At 64.4% G+C, this 17,531-nt stretch carries 18 protein-coding genes; 6 read left to right on the top strand and 12 right to left on the bottom strand.

All coding sequences use genetic code 11. The features are described from left to right. Nucleotides 1-424: 424 nt before the first annotated feature. The 6 genes from C8J43_RS13155 to C8J43_RS13180 all read left to right on the top strand — a co-directional run bounded on the left by C8J43_RS13155 (nt 425) and on the right by C8J43_RS13180 (nt 4,791). Nucleotides 425-1,414, top strand: a complete 990-nt coding sequence (locus C8J43_RS13155) for a peptidoglycan-binding protein (protein WP_165899626.1) — start codon at nt 425-427, stop codon at nt 1,412-1,414. Then, nucleotides 1,414-1,977, top strand: coding sequence for a hypothetical protein (locus C8J43_RS13160; protein WP_133031270.1), 564 nt, complete (start codon nt 1,414-1,416; stop codon nt 1,975-1,977). The genes C8J43_RS13155 and C8J43_RS13160 overlap by 1 nt, the downstream gene beginning before the upstream one ends. 373 nt (nt 1,978-2,350) lie before the next feature. Further along, a complete protein-coding gene (locus C8J43_RS13165) occupies nt 2,351-2,713 on the top strand; it encodes a hypothetical protein (RefSeq protein ID WP_133031271.1) in 363 nt (120 codons plus the stop codon). A 423-nt stretch (nt 2,714-3,136) separates the two neighbouring features. Next, entirely contained in the window at nt 3,137-3,628 is a 492-nt protein-coding gene (locus tag C8J43_RS13170) for a hypothetical protein (RefSeq protein WP_133031272.1), read from the top strand. A 255-nt stretch (nt 3,629-3,883) separates the two neighbouring features. Next, nucleotides 3,884-4,357, top strand: a complete 474-nt coding sequence (locus C8J43_RS13175; RefSeq protein ID WP_133031273.1) for an ankyrin repeat domain-containing protein — start codon at nt 3,884-3,886, stop codon at nt 4,355-4,357. Next, nucleotides 4,354-4,791, top strand: a complete 438-nt coding sequence (locus C8J43_RS13180; RefSeq protein WP_165899627.1) for a DcrB-related protein — start codon at nt 4,354-4,356, stop codon at nt 4,789-4,791. Before C8J43_RS13175 ends, C8J43_RS13180 begins: the two co-directional genes overlap by 4 nt. 71 nt (nt 4,792-4,862) lie before the next feature. On the opposite strand, the gene C8J43_RS13185 is transcribed toward C8J43_RS13180, so the two are convergent. The 12 genes from C8J43_RS13185 to C8J43_RS22345 all read right to left on the bottom strand — a co-directional run bounded on the left by C8J43_RS13185 (nt 4,863) and on the right by C8J43_RS22345 (nt 17,452). Further along, nucleotides 4,863-5,669, bottom strand: a complete 807-nt coding sequence (locus tag C8J43_RS13185) for a hypothetical protein (protein ID WP_133031275.1) — start codon at nt 5,667-5,669, stop codon at nt 4,863-4,865. 3 nt (nt 5,670-5,672) lie between these two features. Then, nucleotides 5,673-5,981, bottom strand: a complete 309-nt coding sequence (locus C8J43_RS13190) for a hypothetical protein (protein ID WP_133031276.1) — start codon at nt 5,979-5,981, stop codon at nt 5,673-5,675. Next, nucleotides 5,978-8,635 (bottom strand): type VI secretion system ATPase TssH, encoded by a 2,658-nt coding sequence (gene tssH / locus C8J43_RS13195; protein ID WP_133031277.1) that lies wholly within the window; start codon nt 8,633-8,635, stop codon nt 5,978-5,980. The genes C8J43_RS13190 and tssH overlap by 4 nt, the downstream gene beginning before the upstream one ends. Beyond that, nucleotides 8,635-9,681 carry a type VI secretion system baseplate subunit TssG gene (gene tssG, locus C8J43_RS13200; protein WP_133031278.1) on the bottom strand — a complete coding sequence of 349 codons (1,047 nt, stop codon included), beginning with the start codon at nt 9,679-9,681 and terminating at the stop codon, nt 8,635-8,637. Before tssG ends, tssH begins: the two co-directional genes overlap by 1 nt. Beyond that, entirely contained in the window at nt 9,645-11,522 is a 1,878-nt protein-coding gene (gene tssF, locus C8J43_RS13205; RefSeq protein WP_133031279.1) for a type VI secretion system baseplate subunit TssF, read from the bottom strand. The genes tssG and tssF overlap by 37 nt, the downstream gene beginning before the upstream one ends. An 18-nt stretch (nt 11,523-11,540) precedes the next feature. Next, nucleotides 11,541-12,074: a type VI secretion system baseplate subunit TssE gene (tssE, locus tag C8J43_RS13210; RefSeq protein ID WP_060525593.1), complete on the bottom strand. Its 534-nt coding sequence runs from the start codon at nt 12,072-12,074 to the stop codon at nt 11,541-11,543. A gap of 6 nt (nt 12,075-12,080) precedes the next feature. After that, on the bottom strand, nt 12,081-12,905 hold the full coding sequence (locus C8J43_RS13215) for a type VI secretion system accessory protein TagJ (RefSeq protein ID WP_243645567.1): 825 nt from the start codon (nt 12,903-12,905) through the stop codon (nt 12,081-12,083). Next, entirely contained in the window at nt 12,902-13,396 is a 495-nt protein-coding gene (locus tag C8J43_RS13220) for a type VI secretion system tube protein Hcp (RefSeq protein ID WP_133031280.1), read from the bottom strand. The genes C8J43_RS13215 and C8J43_RS13220 overlap by 4 nt, the downstream gene beginning before the upstream one ends. Nucleotides 13,397-13,459: 63 nt before the next feature. Beyond that, nucleotides 13,460-14,953: a type VI secretion system contractile sheath large subunit gene (gene tssC, locus C8J43_RS13225; protein ID WP_133031281.1), complete on the bottom strand. Its 1,494-nt coding sequence runs from the start codon at nt 14,951-14,953 to the stop codon at nt 13,460-13,462. 31 nt (nt 14,954-14,984) lie between these two features. Continuing rightward, nucleotides 14,985-15,530, bottom strand: a complete 546-nt coding sequence (gene tssB / locus C8J43_RS13230) for a type VI secretion system contractile sheath small subunit (protein WP_133031282.1) — start codon at nt 15,528-15,530, stop codon at nt 14,985-14,987. Between the two features lie 103 nt (nt 15,531-15,633). After that, nucleotides 15,634-16,638 carry a type VI secretion system protein TssA gene (gene tssA, locus C8J43_RS13235; RefSeq protein WP_133031283.1) on the bottom strand — a complete coding sequence of 335 codons (1,005 nt, stop codon included), beginning with the start codon at nt 16,636-16,638 and terminating at the stop codon, nt 15,634-15,636. 76 nt (nt 16,639-16,714) lie between these two features. Then, nucleotides 16,715-17,452 carry an OmpA family protein gene (locus C8J43_RS22345; protein WP_133031284.1) on the bottom strand — a complete coding sequence of 246 codons (738 nt, stop codon included), beginning with the start codon at nt 17,450-17,452 and terminating at the stop codon, nt 16,715-16,717. Nucleotides 17,453-17,531: the final 79 nt, after the last annotated feature.

Consider the following 17,531-nt stretch of genomic DNA (forward strand, 5'->3'; position numbering starts at 1 on the left):
CGGCAGAACTACTTGCGCGGCAACAGGTTGCGCAAGAAGCGCCCCCCCTGCGACGCCAGCCATCATAAGCACGTATGAACGCCATACTTTCGATGTCATCAATCCCCCGCGCGTTGCCGATAACGACGTGCGATTTGTAGACAGACGAACTGTCGCTCTCCTTTGGGGATACGCACGACGCCTTGAAAGGCCCGGCGGACCATGACGACATTTTTACGCCATGCATAGATGCGAAGTCGCGGTGATCTTTCGAAGACTATGGTTAACCTCAAAAAACTTGTAAAATCGGCTGGAGATCATTCGCTTTCGATCTATTGTAGTCGCCGCACGACCGGGCCCGTTGCAGGCTGGCCCACCCGCTGCATTGAGGTGCAAGCCTGTGGAATTGGGTAGTATCCACGACCAGGAGACAGGAAGGATGGCGATGTTACGCGTTGGAAGCCGTGGCGAGGACGTCCGAAATCTACAGACGCTGTTGCGCCAGTACGACCCGCAGCTCGGCGCCGATGGCGTCTTCGGTCCGCAGACCGAGCGCGCGGTGCGGCTGGGTCAGCGGCGTAACGGGCTCTATCCCCCCGACGGCATCGCCGGCCCGATGACGATGGGCGTCTTGACCGGCAACGGTGCCGGCTACGCCAGCCCGGCGCGCGCCATCCCCGCCGGCACACCGACGCGCACCGTCGCGATCCCTGGAACGCGCTCCGCCGCCTTCCAGAAGGCGCAGACCGCAGCCAGCGCGGCAAGTGTCGGCAAGGGCGATCCCGGCCCCCTGAAAGCCGCCGTCGAGCCCGCCCGCGAACGCGCTCGCACCGCCGCGATGCCGGCGGGGACGGCCAGCCCGGTGTCGAGCATGCACATGTCTCGAGAAGGCCGACGCTTCATCGTCGAACATGAGTCGCAACGCGGCGTCAGCAATCGCCTGCATCACCCGACCGCGGGCAGCGGCGTGACGATCGGGCCCGGCTACGACATGAAGGATCGCTCCAGTGCGGAGGTTCAATCGGATCTCACCGCGATCGGCGTACCGATCGAGGCCGCGAAGACCGCCGCGGCGGGCGCAGGTCGATCGGGCGCGCCGGCGACGCAATTCGTGAAGGACAACAAGTCCGTCATCAACATTTCGATCGACCAGGAAGCCTTGCTGCTGCGCCGGATCGTCGGGTCATACGAGGACCGCGTCAAGCGTGCGATCAAGGTACCGCTGCATCAGCATGAATTCGATGCGCTGGTATCCTATGCCTACAACCCCGGCGGCGGCTGGACCAAGACCACCAAACTGGTCAACGAAGGCAAACTTCACGACGCGATGGTCGAGATTAAGCGCCACGTCTATTCCAAGGGCCAGATGGTCCGCAGCTTGGTGACCCGACGCGCTGCCGAGAGTAAGCTCTTTCTATACGGAGAATATAAGTGATGGTTTCGCGTTCTGTAATGCTGGCGCTCGCCGTCGGGCTCGCCGGATGTGGCGCCAGCGCCAATGGTTCGGCCGCAGAGAACGGCAACGCCGCGCCGTCCGTCGCGCAGCCAGGAGCCGACACGAGCACCGACATGAACGCCAACGGTAACATGGCCGCGCCAGAACCTTCGGCTCCGCTGCCAGCGACGGAAAATGCGTCCGAAGACGCGCCTGCAACGCAATCGCTGGACCGCACGAATACAACGGGTGCCGGCACGATCCGCCCCGTGCTCATCCAGTTCGGAACGATCGACGGCGCGGCGATCAAGGACTTTCAGCTCCGGTCACGCTGCCAGACGGCCTTTGTCACGACCAAGGGCCCCGTGGTGGTCGATTGGACGAAAGTCGGTAATTTTGCCGAGCATGACGAGGGTAACCGCGTCGTGACGCCGATCGACGACGGTCACGGATCGCACGATTTGTCCCTCCCCAAGGATACGAAGACCGCCACCGTCGGCGATGTGGCGGCGCTGGTGAACATGGGACTGTCCGGCATCGCCGATGGCTGCGCACCGAACTGATGCTGCGCCGCGGCACGGCAAGGGTTCCCACCGCTACTGTACGCCTCGATAGGCGATGCAGGCTATGGACGAGAGCTCTGCCGTGATCCCGCTACGCCAGTTGATCGGTGCGATCGCCCGTACAGTCATGGGGCACGCGCCGCGGACCGTTGGCAAACACTTGATACGAAAAATTGACCACGTCGGTTCCGGACAGAACCTACCAGACCGGCATATGGATTCTGCCACAAGACGGACAGCTGAACCCCGAACTGTATGGCACCTATGCATGACTGGATTTGGGATACCACTCGCCGCCTCAGTGCTGATACTTTGCGCTGGCGGGAGCAATGCTAACGCAGCGACGACCGAGGCAGCGATCAATGCAGAAGGCGTGAGTGATCCGACCGCTACTGCTAATTCACAATATACCGAAGACCAGACGAACGCGACCGGAGTGGCGTCGCTACGTCGCGAACTGATCGGGGCGGCCGCAACGCTGGATGGCCACCCCATCACCGACGTCAAGTCAGTGTCGCGTTGCCAGATGGTGTTCATCACCAAATCCAATGCCGTTGTTACGGTGCGCTGGAATAAGGTGGGCAATTTTGCAGCAACCGTAGATCACGGATCGGCGACAATTACGATCGATGACGGTGCTGGCGTTCACAATTTCGTTTTGCCCGAAGGCGATGGTTTTCGGCGGGTCAACGGTACGATGGGACATCTCGCCGATGCCTGCGAAAGCGAGAAATAAATTCTCGTATATTCGTGCCTGCCCGACCTGACATCGGTTACCCGTGGCACGCGCAAATACAAGACGGCGTTCGTCGTTTAAAACAAGCACGCGATTGATCTCATCCGCCAGCAGGAAGTGGTATTCTGATCCATTTCACCCCGGGCTATGAAGCGAAGGTGAAGATCGCGATCAAGATTCCGCTCCATCAGCAGGAATGCTATGCTTGGTATCCTACGCCTACAATCCGGGCGACGGCTGGGCGAAGACAACCAAGCGGGTCAACGATGGAAAGCACCACGAGGCGATGATAGTAATTAAACGCCGTGTATTTTCCAAAGGGGAGAAGGTCCGCAGCCTGGTCGTCAGAAGAGACGCTGAGGCTAGTATTTTCCTATACAGAGAATATCAATGAGAACGGTACGAATCCCAATAGCACTCGCAATGCTTTTGCTTGGCGGGTGCAGCAATAATAATGCATCCGCATCGCCCACAATTTCATCAAATGGCGAAAATTCTTCCTTTGACACGCATACAGCTGACAACGCCGCTGCTACTGCGCCTTTCGCTGACAATAGCCCGCCGGACGATGTCGGATCGAGCAACACCGACCAGGCGGGCATACCGATCCTGAAGACCATTCTCACGGAAGTCGGACAAAGCGATGGAAAATCGATCACCGATTTTACGCTGTCTGCGCCATGCATCTCTAAGATCACGACCATGGATAGCACCAAGACGGTGAACTGGTCGAAAGTGCAGGACTGGGCCGCGCGCGATGAGAATGAGCGGACAATAATCGAACTGAATGACGGGCACGAAACCAGCGTCGTATCCGTACCGACAAAACCCCAACCCGAGCCGATGGGCAACGCCTTCGCCCGCGTCGAAGGCGGCTTCATAGTTCTTGCGGAGACGTGCTCGAAGAAGCCGTGACAGGAACCCAGGGCTTTTATCGACATATCCGAGCCACCTGAGTGGTAAGCCCTGATCCGAACCGCCGCCGATTCGTTTCGTCCGGGATACCGATTCAGGACGCCCCGCCGCCGGTGCGACATGCCAGTCCCGCACCTATGTCGCGGCAGGCGATATCGTGCTCGCTGGACCGCTGCACATGATGACGGCGGCCGACGCCGCCCTTGCCCAGAAGCGCGTTGAAACCGAGCGTGCGTTGTCTACGAATGGGTGCTCATGATTCGACTGTTCCCCATTACCGCGCTGGTCGGGTTCGCTCTGCTGGCCGCCTGCTCCAACGAGGACGACTCCGTGAACAAAGCCGCGATCATGCCGATGCTCGGAGCCGTCATGCATTCCGAGACGGAGGAGGTATTGCGCCTGGCCAACCAAGGAACCGGTCTGGACGAACGCTATCCTGCAAACCAAGCCACGCCGATGATCATGGCCTCCGGCAGCGACCAATGGCCCGTGGTCGAGATCCTCGTCGACCATGGCGCCAACATCTGGGCGCATGACCAGTTCGGTACCACGATGCCACAAATGGCTGTCACAAGCCGTATTCTACCCGGCTCGGATGAAGACAAGGCTCGGTTGCGAGTGATAGAAAAGCTCAAGGCGCGTGGTTATCCTTTCCCGCCACCGGGTCGCGCCGAGATACTAGCGCTTGAGAAAGACGGCAAATGGCCACCATTGGGGGCAGCACGATGACGCAGGTGCAAAGTATGACGATGGCCTGCCCCGACGGCTGGCTCGATAAATCGATGCTGGTACTCTCGGCCGCGAAGCCTGGAGCGAGCGGCGTTTCGCCGAACTTCGTAGTAACGCGCGAACTCATGCCGGAAGATCTACGCGCCCTCGCCGAGGACGCGCTCGACGCATTCGTCGAACGGCAGATCGCGCAAATGCGGACAACGCTGCCCGCCCCGGTGAGCATTGCGCGACGGCAAGCGGCGGATGCTTCGGCGCTGCCGGAACTGCGAATCGACTGGACCGCGGATAGCATTCCGCTGACCCAGTGGATTGGGTACAATCAGGCCAGCGACGGAACAGTCGTGATCGCGACCGGAACAGCCGGCAGAACCGATTTTGCCGCCGTCGAACCCGTCTTTCACGCCATGCTCCGGAGTTTTCGCATGGCGTAGCGGAATAGGTGTTCTCGGCGATCGCCGAACCTGTGCACCGGATGACCTGATCGCGGCGCGGTACCGGCGTATCACCGCCCGTCGACCGACCAATGCGGCGGATCCGACAGCAGTTTCTTGACGCCGTAGCTCGCGCCTACAGTGTGCAACGTCGCGTTGTCGTTACCATTGCGCGGCTGGTCGATCGGCTGTTTCGCACCAGCGGCGTCGACGATCTCGATCGGGCCCGACCAGCTGATCGTCATGTCGATCGCCAGCCCGGCGATATGGTTCGAGGTCAGCGACGGCTTGAAGCGGATCGCGAACAGCGCGACCATCTCGGCCGCCGCGGCGATCGAGCGGGTGTCGTCGCCGTGATCCCAGATGATCCCCGCCGTCGGCTCGTCGGGAACGTCCGCGGGCGCGACCGCCCCGTGCGAGACCTGCCACGCATAATGCATCAGCCACGCGCGGATGCGGTTGCGCCGTGTCGAGGATATCCGCACGATCGTCCCCGCGTTCGCCAGCGCGGTGAGGAATTGCGTCACCTGCGCGGCGAAGGCCGGGGCGAGGTCGGCGACCCGGTCGCTGTTGGGAAACCGCGCCTGGTTGCGGCGAAACCAGTCCGCCCCGCTCAGCTTCGCCGCAGCCTCGCGCGCCCGCGCCTGTTCGCGCAACAGGTCGGACGGCGATTGTTGCGCAAGCGCGGTCGCCAGATCGCCGCGGCTTGCGCTACGCCCCATCACGCGCGCCGCATAGGTCCGCATCGCCCGCGTGGTCGCACCGTCGAGCACGCCATCGGTCCTGAGCGGAATCATCCCAAGCGTACTCGCGCGCAGGTTGAGCAGCCGTTGGAGCTCGGCGGTCTGCGCAGGCGTGGCGGCGGGTTCCCTGGCCATGACCTACTCGATCCGCGCGTCATAGGCGGAGAGCGCCTGCATCGCCGTGCGGTCGCGGTGGTGGGCGCGCTTCAACCGGGCGAGCGTCGCATCGGTGCCCGTGCACGTGGCGCGCATCCGCCGATCGAGGTCCGCCGCGCGGGCCGCATCATAAGGCTCCTCGCCTCTGAAGTGATCGCATTGCGTCCGCTTGGCGACGAATGCGCGAACGTCGGCAGGCATTCCCGCGGACGCCGCGCGAGGCTGCGCGCTGCACCCCGTGGCGAAGACCGCCGCCGCGACGATTCCCGGCAGGAGCGGCGCCCGGATCATACCGCCTCCACCGCCGGCTCGGCCGCGATCGCGCGTTTCACAGGCTCGCGTGCGCGGAAGCCGTAGACGAAGTCGCCGTCCTCGACCCGCACCGTGATCGCCGCCACCCGCTCGCCACGCATCTGCCGCTCGAGCAGCGCCACCGACATCGCCGGCAGCATCGTGTTGGTCAGGATCGCATCGATCATCCGCCCGCCCGACGCCACTTCGGTACAGCGCGCGACGATATGCTCGACCACAGCCTGGTCGTAATCGAGCGCGATATCGTGATTGTCGCGCACTCGCCGGACGATCCGGTCGAGCTGCAACCCGACGATCCCCGTCAGCATCGCCGGGCTGAGCGGATAATAGGGCAGCACCAGCAACCGCCCGAGCAGCGCAGGCGGAAACACCTTCAGCAGTTCGGGCCGCAACGCGGTGGCGAGGCCGTCGGCCTCGGGCGCCATCTCCTCGTCCTCGGTCAGGCTCATGATCAGGTCGGTGCCGACGTTCGAGGTCAGCAGGATCACCGTGTTGCGGAAATCGATATGCCGCCCCTCGCTGTCGTTCATGAACCCCTTGTCGAACACCTGGAAGAACATCTCGTGGACATCCGGATGCGCCTTCTCGACCTCGTCGAGCAGAACGACGGAATAGGGCCGCCGCCGCACCGCCTCGGTCAGCACGCCACCCTGGCCATAGCCGACATACCCCGCCGGCGCGCCCTTCAGCGTCGAGACGGTATGTGCCTCCTGGAACTCGCTCATGTTGATGACGATCATCGATTCGTCACCCGAGAACAACAGCTCGGAAAGCGCATGCGCGGTTTCGGTCTTGCCGACCCCCGACGGGCCGCAGAGCATGAAGACGCCGACCGGCTTCGACGGATTGTCGAGCTTGGCGCGGCTGGTCTGGATACGCTTGGCGATCGCGTCCATCGCATGATCCTGTCCGACCACGCGCGCCTTCAGCTTGTCGGCGATCGTCAGCACGCTGGCGATCTCGTCCTTGACCATCCGGCCGATCGGGATGCCGGTCCAGTCGCCGACCACCGCGGCGATCGCGTCGCCATCGACCACGCCGAACACCATCGGCGCATCGCCCTGCACCGCGCGCATCGCCACCAGCGCCGCATCGAGCGGATCCGAAGACGCCTCCTCGGTCAGCGCATCACGGGCCGCGCGCACGGCGTCGAGCGCGTCCTTCTCCGCCGCCCATTTCGCCTCGACCGCCTCGACGTCGGCGCGGGCCGCGACGATCGCCTCGTCGAGTTCGCCCAGCCGATCATCCTCGCGGTAGCGGCCGGTCGCCTCGCGCTCGACCACGCCGCGCTCGACCTCGAGCAATTCGAACCGCCGCCTGCGATCCTCGACCGGCGCCGGCGTCGCGTGCTGCGACACCGCCACGCGCGCGCACGCCGTGTCGAGCAGGCTCACCGCCTTGTCGGGCAATTGCCGCGCGGGAACATAGCGCTGCGACAGCGTCACCGCCGCCGCGACCGCCTCGTCGAGCACCACGACCTCGTGATGCGCCTCCATCATCGGCGCGACCGAACGCAGCATCGCGATCGCGGTATCGATCTCGGGCTCGCCGACATCGACCGTCTGGAAGCGCCGGGTCAGCGCCGGGTCCTTCTCGAAATACTGGCGATACTCCGCATAGGTCGTCGCCGCGATCGTCCGCAGCCGCCCCCGCGCGAGCGCTGGTTTCAGCAGGTTCGCGGCATCGCCCGTCCCGGCCTGCCCGCCCGCCCCGATCAGGCTGTGCGCCTCGTCGATGAACAGGATCACCGGCGTCTCGGATGTCTCGACCTCGTCGATCACCGCGCGCAGGCGTTTCTCGAACTCGCCTTTCACGCCGGCGCCCGCCTGCATCAACGCGATGTCGAGCGAGCGCAGCGTCACGCCCTGCAACGCGGGCGGCACGTCGCCGTCGACGATCCGCCGCGCAAAGCCCTCGACCACCGCGGTCTTGCCGACCCCTGCCTCGCCGACCAGGATCGGGTTGTTCTGCCGCCGCCGCAGCAGCACGTCGACGACCTGACGGATTTCGGCATCACGCCCGACGATCGCATCGATCTCGCCCGCGCGCGCGCGCGCGGTCAGATCGATCGAATACGCCGCCAGCGCTTCGCCGACCTTGCCGCCCGCGTGAGGAGAACCGTCGCCAGCCTCCGCAGCCACCGGCGCTTCGTCGGTCTCCGCCGAGGCGCCGACGATCGTCGCGAAGTCTTCACCCAGCCGGTCGGCCTGCACCTTGCGCCACTCGCCGCTGATCGCGAACAGCGCGTTGCGGAGCGTCGGCGTGCGCACCATCGCGTACAGCAGATGCCCGCTCCGCACGCGCCCGGCGCCGAACTGCAGCGAGGCATAGACCCAGCCGCGCTCGATCGCCTCCTCGATCTGCGGCGCGAAGTCGGAGATCGCGCTCGCACCGCGTGGCAACGAATCCAGTGCCGCGGTGACGTCGGCGGCCAGCCGCGCATCGTCGATCGCGAACGCCGCCCGGATCGCCGCCACGTCGTTGCGCGGATCCTGGAGCAGGACGTGCACCCAGTGGACCAGCTCGACATACGGATTGCCGCGCATCTTGCAGAAACTCGTCGCGGTCTCGATCGCCTTCCGCGTCGCGGTATCGAGGCGGCCGAACAACGCGGTGCGGCTGATCTCGGTCATTACATATCCCCCGTAGTCGATTGAGCAGTCTGTCTGCGTGATGCGGCGCGGCGCGTAAGCCGGGCGTCGGCACGGACCCGGTCACCCTGCCCTGGCGCCAGCCACCCGGTCCAGCCGAGCCGCGCGCGTCCGTCGAGACGGGCGGGCCGCGCGTGGCGCTCCTCCATCTCGATCATGATATCCCATTCGAGATGGCTCGGCGCGAACGCATCGAGGGCCTCGGACGCGATCCGGAAGCGGTCGCCGCCCGGGAGCAACGCCTCGAATTCGTGCAACGAATTGGCGCGCACCACGACGCGGAACGCATCCGACGCCACCCGCACCCGCTGACCGATCATCATGTCGGTGCCGAGCCCGCTGAACCCACGCCCGAGCCGGCTCTGGTCGTCGCGCTCGACGTCGCGCCAACGCGGCTGATATTCGAGAACGTTGACGCGCTGGCGCAACAGATGGCTGAGCGCGTCCTCGATCCCGACCGCACTGCGCCGCGACGCGAACAGCCCGGCATAATGCAGCCGCGCGCGCGCCGGGAACGCCGCATCCTCCGCCACGCCTTCGCCCGCCCCGGTCAACTGCGCGAGATAGCGCGCGAACCGATCGTCGAGCGGCCGATCCGCCTGCGCCGCCGGCTGCGAATCCGCCCATACCCGATAGAAGAGCTGCAACATCCGGTTGGCGAGCAGATCGAGCCACCGCCCAAACGGCTGCGTCTTGGCATAGCGGCTTTCGAACACTGCGAATTCGGTCAGATGTGCGGGCAGCGGCCCCATCGGCCCGGTCAGCCCAAGCCAGAATCCGGACACGCGCGCACGATCCCCGGTGACCTCGACCGAATCCAGCGTCGCATCGGGAAACGCCAGCGTCGGCACCTGCGCCAGGTCGGCGATGCTCTGCGACGGACGGCGTGCGTGGCCGATCCGCGGCAGATGCGGCGCGCGCGCCTCCGCCCCACGCGCGATCGGGAACAACCCAAACCGTCGCGCATCCACCGCCGCATCCCGAAGGAAACTCAGATGGTGTGTTGGCGGCCTATCCTCGGCGGCCATTTGGCGAACTCCCCCTCGGTGGCACTGGTGAAATGAGTCTCGGTAAACGCATTGATGCTCGCGAATTCGGCCAGGAAGCGTTCGAGCACCGCGCCGAACAGGAACATCCGGCCCTTGTCGAACGCCGCATCGTCGAGCCTGATCGTGATGCGGTGGCCACGCGCGATCGCCATCCGGTCGAGCCCCGGCACGCGCCGCGCCACCTTGGTCGAATGGATGCCGAGCACGCCGTCGATCTGCCGCCGCAGACCCGCATCGTCCTGCCAGCCGTACAGCGCGAGGTGATCGCGCAACACGTGCGGATCGTCGCCATCCTCGGGCGCGAGCGTCATGTAATTGGGCGTCAGATGCCCGATGACGCGCCACGCCGCATCGCCGAGCCCGAGCGGTGGCCGCGGCCGGGTCGGCGCGCGCAACACCGTGACCGCACGCGCCGGCACGCCCGACACCACGAAGTTCGAATCCCCACGGAACGTCAGCAGTTCGGGCAGCTCGCGGTTGGTGACCAGCGCGCGGACGCCAAGTTCATGCACCTCGTCGAGCCGCGTCGCATCGCCCGGCGCTGTCAGGCTGACCCAGGTTTCGGTGCCGGTATATTCATGCCGTCGCCGCAACCGCTGCTCGCGCGTCGACAGCCGGCGCGGGCGCAACTGCGTCGTGTAGAACAACGCCTCCTGCCAGTCGTAGAGCAGCGCACCGAACGCATAGAGCGGCGCGACGGTGCGCGAATCCACCTTGTCACGCGCATACGCCTTTACGTCGAGGATCCGGAAAACCTCGAAATCGAGCGGCCGGGTGCGGTCGGGGATGACGTGATGCTCATGATCGAACCGCGACACCTGGACGCGGCCGAGCTGCTTTTCGAAGAGGTTGATCGCCGGGGTCGCGAACAGCTTGAAGTTGGCGGGTTCGAGCGCGTTGTTTAGCACTGGCGACGACCGCCCGAACAGGATCACGATGTCGCACGCGCGCGGCGACTGTTTGAACGCGCGGGCCAAGTCTTTCAGATCGACGAACAAAAAGCGTTCAGGGCAGGCGAAATACTCGGCGAGCAACCGGTAGCCGCGAAACGACCGCTGCTCCGACGGCAACAGTGACTCGCTGTCGCCGAACCCGACCTGCTCGGGTTGCGGCAGTCGCAGCCATCCCTCCGGCCCCGCCGCGGCGTCCGCCGACCGGCCGATCACCGCCAAGGTCTCGCCGATGATCTGGCGGTACAGCTCGGCTGGCACCGCTTCCGATCCGGCGAGATAGATCGGCAGCGACGTGGGCAGCACGGTCGGCAGGTCGAAGCCGCCGGTCGACTCGAACCGCAACCGCAGGCCCGCTTCGGCGCGCACGCCGGTTGCCGACACGAACGGCGCCACCGCCGCGCGGCTCGACAGATATTCGACCTGCGTGATCTTCAACGGCCACAGCGTCACGTCGTGCCCGGTCCGGAACTGCACCGGCGCGTTCGCATGATCCGCCGCGGTCGCGGTCATCTCGGTTCCCCGCGGCACCTTGTAGCCGTCGAGCAGGATCGGATCGCCATCGCGCGGTTCGAACCCGGCGATGCAGATCGACGGCATCGGCGCGAGATAATGCGGCTGGATCGCGTGGAGCAGATGCTGGGTGAATTCGGGATATTGATCCGCCAGCTTCAGCTGAACGCGCGCGCCCAGGAACGCGACGCCCTCCAGCAACCGCTCGACATACGGATCGGGATCGGTCGGCGTCTTCAGCCCGAGACGCCCGGCGACGGCCTCATGCTCCTGCCCGAACGCGACCGCCTCCTCGCGCAGATACGCGAGTTCGTCGTTGTAGAAACGCAGCAGCCGCGGATCGATCCCGCCGCTCATCGGCGCCGCCCCCGAATATTATTCACGGACGTTCACCGCCGTCGTCTCCGCCTCGACCTCGGTGCGGAACTTCACTGGCATCAGTTGCGCCGCGGACGTGATGTCGCCCTGGATCACGAATGTCAGCGAATGCGGCTGATCCGGATCCTCGACCGGCTCGACCGTCAGGCTGTCATGCCGGATACGCGGCTCGAACACGCGGATCGCCTTCCGCGTCTCGCGCGCCCGCGCTAGCACCGCGCGCCGGTTGAGCGTGCGCCCAGCCAGATCGGTCAGCCCGTAATTCAGCACGGAGGCACGCACGTGCGGATACGCCTCCAGATCGACCAGCGACTCGAGGTTCGTCGTGTTCAGCAACCAGGCGAGATCGCGGCGAATGGTCGCGCGCAGTGCCGTCTCGTTGAAGCGTTCGAGCTTGGGCACCGAATAATGCCGAAATTTCTCCCGCGCGATATCGGGCGCGTCGTCGCTCATGTCGCGCATCCCCGAAATCTCGATGTCCGCCACCAGCTTGTCGAACAGGGTCGGCGTCAGGCGCTGCGTTACGGCCATGACGAATCAGGCGAAGACGAGCGCGCGCAGCGACAACAGGCCGTGCTCATCGCCGTTCGACAGCGACCAGAGATGCTGCCCCGATCCGACCGATCCCGCCGCGCCGTCCCGCCAACTGGTCGACCGCCCAAGCCGTTCGGCGGAATCGCCTTCAGCCTCGGTCCCCGGATACCGCGCCGGCAACAGCGCCGCGACCGATTGGCCGGTGCGGAATGTAATCTGAACCGGATACCAAATGACGTCGCGAAGATCGAGTGGTCCCTCGCTGACGATCCGCTCGATCTGGTCGAACGCCTGCAATCCGTATCGCCCGCCGATGATGGCCTCGAAGCACGGCCCGAACCGGCCATCGGCATCCGCAATCCAGTCGAACGCCGCCCCGTCGAGCGTCCCGGCGGTGTCGGGCGCTGCGTCGAAGGCGGCATCCCGCGCCGCTTCGCCCTCGGCGACGCGACCCTGGCCAAAATGCTGAAGTGCCTCGATCACGCCCGGCATCCAGTCCGACGCGACGTGCTGCACAGCCAGCGCCCGTCCAGCGATCACATCGGCGCGCTCGCGCTCGGCGGCTATCGCCTGCCCGTACACGACCGACAGCATCTGCGCCTCAGGCGAGATCTTCGCCAGCGCATCGAGTTGAATTCTCGCCTTGTCCCACTCGCCGGCCAGCGCCAGCACCTGGAACAGGAACATCCGCGCCGACGCATCGCCGGGGGACGACCGAACGGCCTCGACGAGTGCGCGTCGCGCCCCGCCGAGATCGCTCGATTTCAGGAGTTGGTCCGCATCGCGCATCATCCGCTCCACGGACTTCCCCTCGGTCTTCAAGATCAACCGGCTTCGTTCTGCCGGATGTCGTAATACGCCGTGACGACGCCGCCGTCCTTGCCGCCCTGCGCGTTCTGCGCCTGGTAGTCGAACGTGACCTTGGCACAGTTGAACGTCACCGATTCCATGATCGAATCGCCGCCCGACGAACCCGAATTGTGGATGTCGGAGACGATGATGTCTTCGAGCTTGATCTTGTAATAGGTCAGCGGATTGGAGCCATCGCCCGCCTTCTGCGAGTAGATGATCGCTTCCTTGATGTGCTTGCCCGAGGCACAGGATTTGAACAGCATCGGCGACGACTTGTCGACCTGCTTCTGGATGCGGATGTCGGAGATCTCGGCCTTGCCCGAGCCGCCGCCGGCGCCGCCGGTGTGGAACGAGCCCTGCTGGACCGCACCGAAATCGAACGAGATGATATCGATCTCGTCCTGATGGCCCTTCTTGCGCGATTCGCCGTTAACGCCGTCAATCTTCAAGAACAGATCTACTGCCATGATACTTCTCCCACATCATGAAAACAGCCATCGTCACGAGACGTTACGATGGCAGGATTTGGCTCAGCCGGAAGTCTTGGGAAGCCTGGAAACCATGCTGAGTGCGATGTCCATGCCTTCCAGCTGATAATGCGGCACGAACATGAACTTCCCAAGATAATAGCCCGGATTGCTTTCGTCCGGGATCACGTCGATCGCGGCATTCTTGAGTGGCAGCCGCGCCTTCGTCTCTTCGCTCGACGTCGACGGCGAGCCGTCGACATATTGCAGGACCCAGTTGTTCAGGTCGCGCTTGAGCTGATCCGCCTCGCGCGTACCGCCGACCCAGTCGCGCACCATGCACTTCAGATAATGGGCGAAGCGGCAGCTGGCGAAGATGTACGGCAGTCGCGCCGACAGATTGGCGTTCGCGGTCGCATCAGCCAGTTCGTAGTTCTTCGGACGGTGCAGCGTCTGCGCGCCGATGAACGTCGCCTGGTCGGTGTTCTTGCGGTGGATCAGCGCCATCAGGCCGGCGCTCGACAGCTCAGCCTCGCGCCGGTCCGAGATCGCGATCTCCGTCGGGCACTTCAGGTCGATGCCGCCATCGTCGGTCGGGAAGGTCGCGGTCGGCAGATCCTGCACCGTCCCACCCGATTCGACGCCGCGGATCCGCGTGCACCAGCCATAAGTGCTGAATGCCTCGGTGATCCGCGTGCCCATCGCATAGGCCGCATTGAGCCACAGATGCTTGTCGTGCGACCCCGTCGAGCTTTCCTCGAAGTCGAACTCGTCGACCGGTTCGGTCTTCGCGCCATACAGCGGACGGCCGAGGAAACGCGGCATCGCCAGCGCCATGTAGCGGCTGTCTTCCGACGCGCGGAACGTCCGCCATGCGGCATAGTCGGTCGCGTCGAACAGCTTGCCGAGATCACGCGGATTGGACAGTTCGGTCCAGCTTTCCATCCCGAGCAGCGACGGCGCGGCCGCGGCAATGAACGGCGAGTGCGCCGCCGAGCCGATCCGCGCTAGCCCCTTCATCACCTCGAGATCGGGCGCACTATGGTCGAACGTGTAGTCGCACACGAACGCACCGTAGGGCTGACCACCGAGCTGGCCGAATTCGGACTCGTAGATCTTCTTGAACAGCGGGCTCTGGTCCCACGCGGCATCGCGGAACTGGCGGAACATCTTGCGACATTCCTCCTTCGACATGTTCATCACGCGGATCTTCATGTCCTTGCCCGTCGACGTGTTCATGACGAGATAGTGAAGACCGCGCCACGCCGATTCCAGCTTCTGGAATTCCGGGTTGTGGATGATCGCGTTGATCTGTTCGCTGAGCTTGGCGTCGATCGCCGCGCGCATCGCGTCGACTGTGGCGAACACGTCGCCGCCGATGATCGCCGCATTCGACAGCGCCTGCTGCGCCAGCGTCTGCACCGCCTGCTCGATCCGCGTCTGCCGCGCGGCATCGGTCGGCTTGAACTCCTTTTGCAGAAGCGCCGAAAATTCGTCTAGCGCGACCTCTTCGCCCTGCGGCTGAGATGGGGTCTGCTGAAGCGCGTCTTGCGCCATATCCTCGTTCCAATCCGCTCTGGGTTTGTGCTTATGCAGCGCCGTTGGTCGGCACGTCCGGCGCGGCATCAGCCTCGGCCGCCTTAGCCTGCTTCGCTGCCGACAGCGCGGCGAGAAGGTCGGGATCCTTCAGCACCTTGTCGAGCAACTCCTGCGCGCCGTTCTTGCCGTCCATGTACGACAGCAGATCCTCGAGCTGGGTCCGTGCTTCGAGCAGCTTGGCGAGCGGCTCGACGTTGCGCGCCACCTGACCCGGCGAGAAATCCTCCATGCTGCGGAACGTCAGGTCGACTGCGAGCTTGCCGTCGCCGCTGAGCGAATTGTCCACCGCGAACGCAGCCCGCGGTGCGATAGCCTCCATACGCTGGTCGAAATTATCCATGTCGAAATCGACGAAGTCGCGCTGGTCGGTCGCCTTGCGCTCGACATGGCTCTTGCCCGACAGGTCGGACATAACGCCCATCACGAACGGCAATTCGACCTTCTGGCGCGCGCCATAGGTCTCGACTTCATATTCGATATGGACGCGCGGCGCCCTGTTTTCGCGAATGAACCGCTGTCCGCTCTTGATCGCCATTCCCCGTCCTTTTCAACTCAGACTAGCAGCTTAGAAAGCTTTGACCCCCTGTTTCGCTCCAACCGAAACGAAAAAGGCATGAAGTAAATTCGATTATACAGCGTTACCAATTCGTTGCGCCGTCTTCCTCTACTCTCGTCAACAATACCGTTCCGGCATCGGCGACGCTGTTGGGCGCAATATCCTTAATAATTGCCATGAAATCCAGCCCGATCCAGCCGCGGACGCGCCGCAACGCCACCGGAATCGGGCTCGAAGGCTCGCGACGCTGGTAATAGTCGCTGATCGCATCGAGCGCGCGCATCACGTCTTCGCGGCTGTCGACCCGACCGACGGCTGCGCCCTTCGAAGACGGTGCCTCGATATCGCTGGTGGGCTCTTCCATACGATCCGCAACCGCCTCCACCTCGACACCGGCATGCGGCGCGACGGCTCGACGGATCGCCGACAGCACTTCAAATGTCGGCGCGAAATTGGTGCCCGTTTCGTCGGCGGCCGCTGCCTCGCGGGTCAGGATCGCATCGGCCTGGCGCAACGACGCTTCGATCTGGTCGATCCTGCCAAGTACCGTCTCCATTACGTCGAGCGGCGTGTCGTTCAGCGCAGCGCGAAACAGGCCATAGCCCTCCGCAGCATCGCCATCACGTGCGAACCGCGCAAAATCGTCGCTCGAATAACTGCCCAGTCGCGGATGCGTGAGCAGCACGGTCCGCTGCAACGGCCCAAGGAATTCGGCGATCCGCGTCAGCGATTCACACGGCCCCTTGCGCCCTTGGATACCATATTCGTCCAGCGTCGGATGGACGCTGTCCCAGTAACGATCGAACAGACCGGCCAGCATTGCACAGCCCGTCTCGACGATTTCCAGCGACCCCGTCCGCGTTCCCGCACGTGCCAGATAGACCGCCAGCCACACATCCTTGGTACGCCGACTCTGCGCCTCGATCAGCGCGATCGTCTCACGCCAGTCGACCGCCTCCGACACGTCGGCCGCAAGCGAGGCGACCTCGAATGCCTCCTCGATCCGCTGACGCTCGGCGTCATAGGACAGGTCCTCGCCCGCCGGCGCGTCCGCGGAAACGGGTTCGAGAAGATCCTCGACCGTCACCTACGCCTCCGCGCCAATGCGATTACCGGCATGGGCGCCGGCATGAGTTTCGACGAAACGCACCATGATCAGCGCCTTACGGCACCAACTCGGCTTCGACACGGCGGTTTGCCGGATCCCCCGGCTTATGCCCTGGCAACGGCACGCTCGCGCCAAACCCGCGCGTAACGAGGCGCGACCGATCGACCCCCTGCGACGCCAGGAAGTCCGCGACGGCCTGCGCCCGCCGCGCCGACAACGACGTATTCAACGCCTGGCTGCCACGCGAGTCGGTATGACCTTCGATTCGGAAGCGTGTTCCGGAAAGTTCGGGGCGAACCAGCGACTGTGCGAAAACCCTCGCGGAGGCGAGCCCTTGGCGACTGATCCGTGCGGAGTTGAGATCGAACCCGATCATAAGGTCGGCACGACGCTGTCCCAGCGATTCCACGTTCGCCGCGGCCGTCGCCGTGACACCGTCAGCACGCGAACCCGCAGCCGCCGGGCTTTGCGCACCGCGCCATGCCTGGCGACGTCCGGGGCGGGGCTGCTTCGAGGTGGAAGGACGGACATACCCATTGGATGAGGCGGAAACCGGCGATGCCTTCTGAGCCGAACCGGCCTCGCCCGCCGGACGAGCCAGACGGAAACCCTTTGTCGCGGGCGCATCGCGCGTTGCCTGCCCGGCGTCCGTCTGCGCCCCGCCGCATTTGCCCGCGAACGTGCAAAGATAGCCTTCGACGCTAGGCGCGCGCTTGGCCGTGTCCTGCGCAACCAATGGCGTGGTCACCATCCCGATCAGGACAGCCGTTACGCCAACTCGATGAAACCGCATTGCTAAACTCTCCCGAGAAGTCGCGTCCGGACGTGCGTCTACTGAATTTCTAGTCGCGGTTTACGTACAAAGATCCAGT

The sequence above is a fragment of the Sphingomonas sp. PP-CE-1G-424 genome (assembly GCF_004341085.1).
Classification (GTDB): Bacteria; Pseudomonadota; Alphaproteobacteria; order Sphingomonadales; family Sphingomonadaceae; genus Sphingomonas.

What these genes read in the sequence shown, in the direction of transcription:
- C8J43_RS13155 (WP_165899626.1), top strand. Translation starts at nt 425, where the DNA reads ATGTTACGCGTTGGAAGCCGTGGCGAGGACGTCCGAAATCTACAGACG.
- C8J43_RS13160 (WP_133031270.1), top strand. Translation starts at nt 1,414, where the DNA reads ATGGTTTCGCGTTCTGTAATGCTGGCGCTCGCCGTCGGGCTCGCCGGA.
- C8J43_RS13170 (WP_133031272.1), top strand. Translation starts at nt 3,137, where the DNA reads ATGCTTTTGCTTGGCGGGTGCAGCAATAATAATGCATCCGCATCGCCC.
- C8J43_RS13175 (WP_133031273.1), top strand. Translation starts at nt 3,884, where the DNA reads ATGATTCGACTGTTCCCCATTACCGCGCTGGTCGGGTTCGCTCTGCTG.
- C8J43_RS13180 (WP_165899627.1), top strand. Translation starts at nt 4,354, where the DNA reads ATGACGCAGGTGCAAAGTATGACGATGGCCTGCCCCGACGGCTGGCTC.
- C8J43_RS13185 (WP_133031275.1), bottom strand. Translation starts at nt 5,669, where the DNA reads ATGGCCAGGGAACCCGCCGCCACGCCTGCGCAGACCGCCGAGCTCCAA.
- C8J43_RS13190 (WP_133031276.1), bottom strand. Translation starts at nt 5,981, where the DNA reads ATGATCCGGGCGCCGCTCCTGCCGGGAATCGTCGCGGCGGCGGTCTTC.
- tssH (WP_133031277.1), bottom strand. Translation starts at nt 8,635, where the DNA reads ATGACCGAGATCAGCCGCACCGCGTTGTTCGGCCGCCTCGATACCGCG.
- tssG (WP_133031278.1), bottom strand. Translation starts at nt 9,681, where the DNA reads ATGGCCGCCGAGGATAGGCCGCCAACACACCATCTGAGTTTCCTTCGG.
- tssF (WP_133031279.1), bottom strand. Translation starts at nt 11,522, where the DNA reads ATGAGCGGCGGGATCGATCCGCGGCTGCTGCGTTTCTACAACGACGAA.
- tssE (WP_060525593.1), bottom strand. Translation starts at nt 12,074, where the DNA reads ATGGCCGTAACGCAGCGCCTGACGCCGACCCTGTTCGACAAGCTGGTG.
- C8J43_RS13220 (WP_133031280.1), bottom strand. Translation starts at nt 13,396, where the DNA reads ATGGCAGTAGATCTGTTCTTGAAGATTGACGGCGTTAACGGCGAATCG.
- tssC (WP_133031281.1), bottom strand. Translation starts at nt 14,953, where the DNA reads ATGGCGCAAGACGCGCTTCAGCAGACCCCATCTCAGCCGCAGGGCGAA.
- tssB (WP_133031282.1), bottom strand. Translation starts at nt 15,530, where the DNA reads ATGGCGATCAAGAGCGGACAGCGGTTCATTCGCGAAAACAGGGCGCCG.
- C8J43_RS22345 (WP_133031284.1), bottom strand. Translation starts at nt 17,452, where the DNA reads ATGCGGTTTCATCGAGTTGGCGTAACGGCTGTCCTGATCGGGATGGTG.